The sequence below is a fragment of the Frankia sp. CcWB2 genome (assembly GCF_977927585.1).
Genome location: NZ_CDWRCM010000152.1, coordinates 4,808 through 10,942 on the forward strand (window position 1 = coordinate 4,808; position 6,135 = coordinate 10,942).

The window sequence follows — 6,135 nt, forward strand, 5'->3', positions numbered from 1 at the left end:
TACCCGGCAGCCGCGGCAGGAGGATCGTGTCCATACGTAGTCGACTGTCGCGACATCCCGGCGTACTCGTCCTCGTCCTCCTCGCCATGAGTGCCGTTCTTGTCGCGACCCTCGGTCACGAACACCGCGGCCACAACGACAGCAGCCCGGACGGGTCCAGTAACCCGGACAGGCCAGGGCCCACCAGCGCGGCCAGTCTTCCCGGCCTACCCGTCGCCCGTACACCACACGACGCCCATGGACCACTCGCTGACGGGGATCCGCGGCCCGGCCCCTGGCGGCGGGAGTTGGCGGCGGGAATCCGACCCGTCCCGGCGACCCAGCCGGGCAAGCTGCGCTTCGGCCTCGGGCCGGCGCTCGACAGCGCCCTCGCCTCGCCGCTCGCCGGAGACCTGGACTTTCTCACCACCTGGTACAACGGCCCGGGCGACCTGAGCTTCCTACGGAAGTGGCGGGCGGACCTGATTCCCGAAGTTTACCATTCCGGACACGGCATTCATCTCGTCGTCTGGCTCGACGGCACCGGCAGCGTGGGGACCTTCCAGACCTCCCATGGCCCCGCCTGCGGCCGGGAGTACCCGTTGTCCGGCGCCTTTCTCGCCGACGCCCGCGAGCTCGCCTCGATCTTCGCCGGGCCCGCGAACGGCCCGGCGCTCTACGTCACGCTCTTCACCGAGCTGCAGACATATCCGTGCCAGTCCAACGAGTGGGCCGCCACGCCCGAGACCACGAACTACTACCGGGCTCTGCAGGACCGGTACCTGGCGACCCAGGAGATCTTCCATGCCGGGGCGCCCAACGCCCGGGTGTCGCTGGGCTGGGGCGGTTGGCAGAGCCGCTGGGACGATCCGGTGAAGGGCGGCGGCCGCTCCCTGATCACACACTTCGCGGACGTGCTGCGGGCGTCGGACTTCCAGAGCTTCCAGGCGATGGGGAACGATTCCAACGCCGCCGACGTGCGGAACATGACGAAGCTGCTGGGACAGTACGGCCCGGTCATGGTGGCGCATTTCAAGTCGGGGTCGCAGGCGGTCTGGGACGCGGACATGCACGCCCTGCTCGCCGGCGACGAGGCGCGCAAGCTCAGCCTGGACGGGCTGTTCGCCTTCAGTTTCATGGACCAGTCCAACATCATCTTCTCGCCCCGGGCGCTGGCCACCGCCCGGGGGGGCGGTGCAGAGCCACGGCGTCCGGTCCTCGTTCTAACCGACCGCCTAGAACGATCAGTTAGTAAGCGGGCGGAGAGGGTAGTCGGTAGGACTACGAGGCAGCCGTGGCCCGCGCCCGCCGCACGCGATGATCACGCAATGATGAGGAGGAGGAGGCCGCGCGGATGCGTCTGCCCGCAGCCCGGACCGTCCTGCGCGTGCCGAGCGCCCTCCTGGGGGCGGTGGTCCAGCCGGTTCTCGCCCATACGGTTCTCGCCCATGCCCGGACCGGGTGGAGTCCGGCTTCGAAGCCCGGTTCCCCCGCACTCGGGCCCCCCGCGCCCCGCGCCGTCGATCACGACAGCGTCGATCACGACAGCGTCGATCACGAGATCGCCGGCTCCACGGCGGCCGGCGAACCGCGGGAGAAGGCCGGCGCCTACCGCCTCCTCAGTCTCGGGGTCCGTGGGATCTCCGGGCCGGCCGGCGAATCCCGTCGCCGGCAGGTGGAACGAGTACTGGAGAATCAGCCCGGGGTGGCGTGGGCCCGGGTCAACGAGCCGTTGCAATGTGTCCTGATCGGGCTCGCCGAACCGCCCCCCGCCCTTGACGATCTGGTCGCGGCCCTCGGCCGGGTGGAGGGCGTCGCGCTCGAACCGAGGCCAGGAGCGGTACCGAGGTTCGCGGCGCCGATCCGCCGGACGGCCACGGCACTGGCCGCCGACGGGGTCGCGTTCGCGCTGGCGTCAGCGGGCCGGCTCGCCCGGGCGGTGCCGCTGCCCATCGAGATCGCATCGCTGGTCACCCTCGTCGACACCCAACCCCGGCTACGCCGGTGGGTGGAGCAGATGCTCGGCGCGGGCCGGGCTGACGTCGTCCTCGGGCTGGTCAATGCCGGTGCCCTCGCCCTGGCGCAGGGGAATCTCGGTCTCGCGGTCGACGCCGGCTACCGGATGGTCATGCTGGGCGAGGCGCGTGCGCGCCGAGACACCTTCCTGGCGGCTCGGGACGAGCTGCTCGGTCATCCGGACTGGGCCGCGGCCGAGCCGGTGGTGACCGAACGGCCGCGGCCGCTGCCGGACGGTCCCGTGGATCGCTACGCCGACCTCGCCGTACTCGCCGGACTCGGCGGGTTCGCGGCCGCCACCGCCGCCAGCGGGAATCCGCGCCGTGCCGCGGCGCTGGCCGCCACCTCGCTGCCACGCCCGGCCCGGGTCGGGCGGGAGGGCTTCGCCGCCCAGTTGACCCGCGTCCTGGCGCGTCGCGGCGTCCACGTCATGGATTCGGCGGCCCTGCGGGTGCTCGACCGCGTCGACACCATCGTCATCGACGCCGACGTCCTGCGCAGCGAGGAACGCATCATCGCCGACGTCGTGCCGCTGGCCGGTGCGGACCGCAGCGACGTCGCGGTCCGCGCGCACGCCCTGTTCCGTCCGGCCGGTATCAGCACCGTCGCCACCGCGGAGGGCTGGGCCCTCGGGCCGGTGGAACAGCTCGGCCTGCGCGGCCGGACCGGTGTCCGGGAGCGCCGCGCACTGGCCCGGTCCGGGGCGGACACGGTGCTCGGTCTGGCTCAGGGCAGCAGGCTGATGGCGATCGTGTCGATCGTACCCGGGCGAGCGGAGGGGAGCCACCACCTGCTGGCCGCCTGCCGCCGTTCCGGGCGGGCGGTGTTCGTCGCCGGTGACCTTCCCGCCGGCGCCGGCGGAACAGCGGAGGACACCAACCTTCCCGGGGTACCCGGGGGGGACCGGCTCGTCGGCGCGATCCGCGGTCTGCAGGCCGAGCGCGGCGGCGTCCTCGTCGTGTCCCGCCGACGGGCCGCGGTCGGCACCGCGGACTGCGGCGTCGGCGTGAACGGCCACGACGGCTCGCCGGCCTGGGGGGCGCACATCCTGGTCGGGAATGACCTGGCCGCCGCCAGCCTCGTGGTCGAGGCGGTCGCCGCGGCCGCCCGGGTGAGCCAGCACGCGGTGCGGCTCGCCCAGGTGGGCTCGGGTGCCGGCGCGTTGGCCATGCTCACCGGGGCCGACCCGCGGCTGGTGTCCCGGGCCATGACAATGGTCACCGCGGCGGTCACCGCCGCCCTCGGCGAGGGGATCTGGGCGGCGCGGGAACTGGGTCGCTGCCCCCCGCCGCTCGCGGTCCCCCGTACCCCGTGGCACATCCTGCCGGCCGAGGACTGCCTGGCTCGGCTGGACAGCCGCCCGGGTGGACTGTCCACCGAGGATGCGGCGCGACGCCGCCAGGACGGCGCGGTGTCGATGCAGGCGACCGCGCCCAGCCTCGTCCGGGCGTTCGCGGCCGAGCTGGCCAACCCGCTCACCCCCGTCCTCCTCGGCGGCGCCGCGCTGTCGGCCGCGACCGGTTCCGTGCTGGACGCCGGTCTGGTGCTCAGCGTCGCGATCGGCTCGGCGTTCGCCGGCGCGGTCCAGCAGCTACGGGCGGACCGGGCGCTCGCCCGACTGTTCGCTGTCTCGGCGGTTCCGGCCCGGTTGCTGCGGGACGGCGAGGAGACCAAGCTGCCGGCGGACAACCTGGTCCCGGGCGACATCATCATGGTCGGGGCCGGGGATGTCGTCCCCGCGGACTGCCGGCTCCTGTCGACGACGGGACTCGACGTCGACGAGTCGTCGCTGACCGGCGAGTCCATGCCGGTCACGAAGTCGCCCGGACCAGTAGCAGCCGCCAACCTGGCGGACCGCTCCTCGATGATCTACGAAGGAACGACCGTCGCCGGCGGGCGGGGCACCGGCGTGGTGGTGGCCACCGGCCCGGCCACCGAGGCGGGGCGCAGCATGGCCGCGACCGCCGGTCCCGCCCGGCTCAGCGGCGTCGAGGCGCGACTGTCCACAATTACCGATCTCACCATTCCGGTGGCGCTCGGCGCCGCCGGGGCACTGTTGGCCTCCGGGTTGATCCGTGGCCTGCCGATCCGGGACACCCTCAGCGCCGGGGTAGCGCTCGCCGTCGCGGCGGTGCCCGAAGGGCTGCCCTTCCTCGCCACCGCCGCCCAACTTTCCGCCGCCCGACGGCTCTCGGCGCGGGGCGCGCTGGTACGCAACCCCCGCACCATCGAGACCCTCGGCCGGGTGGACGTGCTGGGTTTCGACAAGACCGGAACGCTCACCGAGGGCAGGATCCGCCTGCACGCCGTCTCGGACGGCACGCATACCGCTGCGGCGACCGAGTTCGGACCGACGCATCGGCGGGTGCTGGCCGCCGGGCTACGCGCCACGCCGCGCGGCAAAGGCAAGAAGAAGTTGCCGCATCCGACCGACCGCGCGGTGCAGAAGGGAGCGGCCGCGGCTGCGGTGACCCGCGAGTACGGTCTCGCCGTGTGGTCGCCGACGGCCTCGCTTCCCTTCGAGCCGGGCCGCGGCTACCACGCGGCAGTGGGGGATGCCGGCACGACCACGCTGCTGAGCGTCAAGGGGGCGCCCGAGGTGCTGCTGCCACGGTGCGTCCGCCTCCGGACCGCCGACGGCACGGCACCGCTGAACGACCGCCGGCGGGCGAGGCTCATCCAGGAGCACAGCCGGCTCGCGGGCGCGGGCTACCGCGTCCTCGCGGTGGCCGATCGCGACCTGGGTTCCGCGCCCCGACCGGCGGACGAGGGACTCACCGATGACAGCGTGGCCGAGTTGACCTTCCTCGGCTTCCTTGTCCTCTCCGACCCGGTCCGGACCACGGCCGGGGCGTCGCTGGAGGCGCTACGCGCCGCGGGCGTGCAGGTGCTGATGATGACCGGAGACCATCCGGCCACTGCCAGGACGATCGCCACCGAGCTGGGAGTGCTCACCGACAACCAGATCATGCTGACGGGTGCCGAACTCGAGGCCATGGACAACGAGGCCCTGGACGCGGTCCTGCCCAGGGTGGCCGTGATCGCCCGGGGCACTCCGCTGCACAAGGTGCGGGTCGTGGAGGCCTACCAGCGGCTGGGCAAGACGGTGGCGATGACCGGCGACGGCGCCAACGATGCGCCCGCCATCCGGCTCGCCGACGTCGGCCTCGCGTTGGGCCGGCGCGGCACGCCGGCGGCCCGGGCCGCCGCCGACGTGATCGTGACGGACGACCAGCTGGACACGATCATCGACGTGCTCGTCGAGGGCCGTTCGATGTGGGCCTCGGTCCGCCAGGCCCTGGGCATCTTCGTGGGCGGGAACCTCGGCGAAATCGCGTTCACCCTCCTCGGCTCCATGGCCACCGGGCGATCGCCGCTGTCCGCGCGGCAACTGCTGCTCGTCAATCTGCTCACCGATCTCGCCCCGGCCCTGGCCGTCGCGCTGCGCGAGCCGGATCCGGAGGTGACCGGACAGCTCCTCGGCGAGGGCCCCGAGCGCTCCCTCGGTACCGCCCTGAACCGGGAGATCGCGGTGCGGACGGTCGCCACGACCCTCGCCGCCGCAGGTGCCTGGATCACCGCCCGCCTCACCGGGCGCCGACGGCACGCGAACACGGTCGGCCTCGCCGCGCTCGTCGGCTCACAACTGGGCCAGACACTGCTCGTCGGCGGCCGCAGCCGGACGGTCCTGCTGAGCATCGTCGCCTCGGCGGTCGTCCTGGCCGCCATCGTGCAGATGCCAGGCGTCAGCCAGTTCTTCGGTTGCACCCCGCTCGGTCCGGTGGGCTGGTCGATCGCGATCGGCGCGTCGCTGGCGGGGACGTTGCTCTCCTTCTTCCTCCAGGCCCCCTCCAGGCCCCAGTCCGCCACCTAGCATTGCCTCTGCCGTCGTGGATAATCCGCCTACGTGGCAACAGCCGTGGCACGCTAGTTGGAAACCCGTCGGCGGCTCCACGAAAATATTCTCAACGCGCCGAGAAGACGTTGGCCGACCTTACGCACGACCCGCAGGGGACGTAATGAAGTAACAAATACGTAATCGAGAGCATCATCGCAAGTCACAGGCCTGTGGAGGGTTCGAAACGCGCAAGTTATTTCATTTCGACTCCGCAGACGCCCCCGGAGACGCCCCCGCATATC

At 72.6% G+C, this 6,135-nt stretch carries 2 protein-coding genes; both read left to right on the top strand.

All coding sequences use genetic code 11. The features are described from left to right. On the top strand, positions 1-1,727 hold a 1,727-nt coding region (locus tag ACY45C_RS15515; protein ID WP_462188307.1), incomplete at its 5' end, for a hypothetical protein. Continuing rightward, positions 1,685-5,869 (top strand): cation-translocating P-type ATPase, encoded by a 4,185-nt coding sequence (locus ACY45C_RS15520; protein WP_462188308.1) that lies wholly within the window; start codon positions 1,685-1,687, stop codon positions 5,867-5,869. The genes ACY45C_RS15515 and ACY45C_RS15520, both read left to right, overlap by 43 nt. The last annotated feature ends 266 nt before the right edge of the window (positions 5,870-6,135 follow it).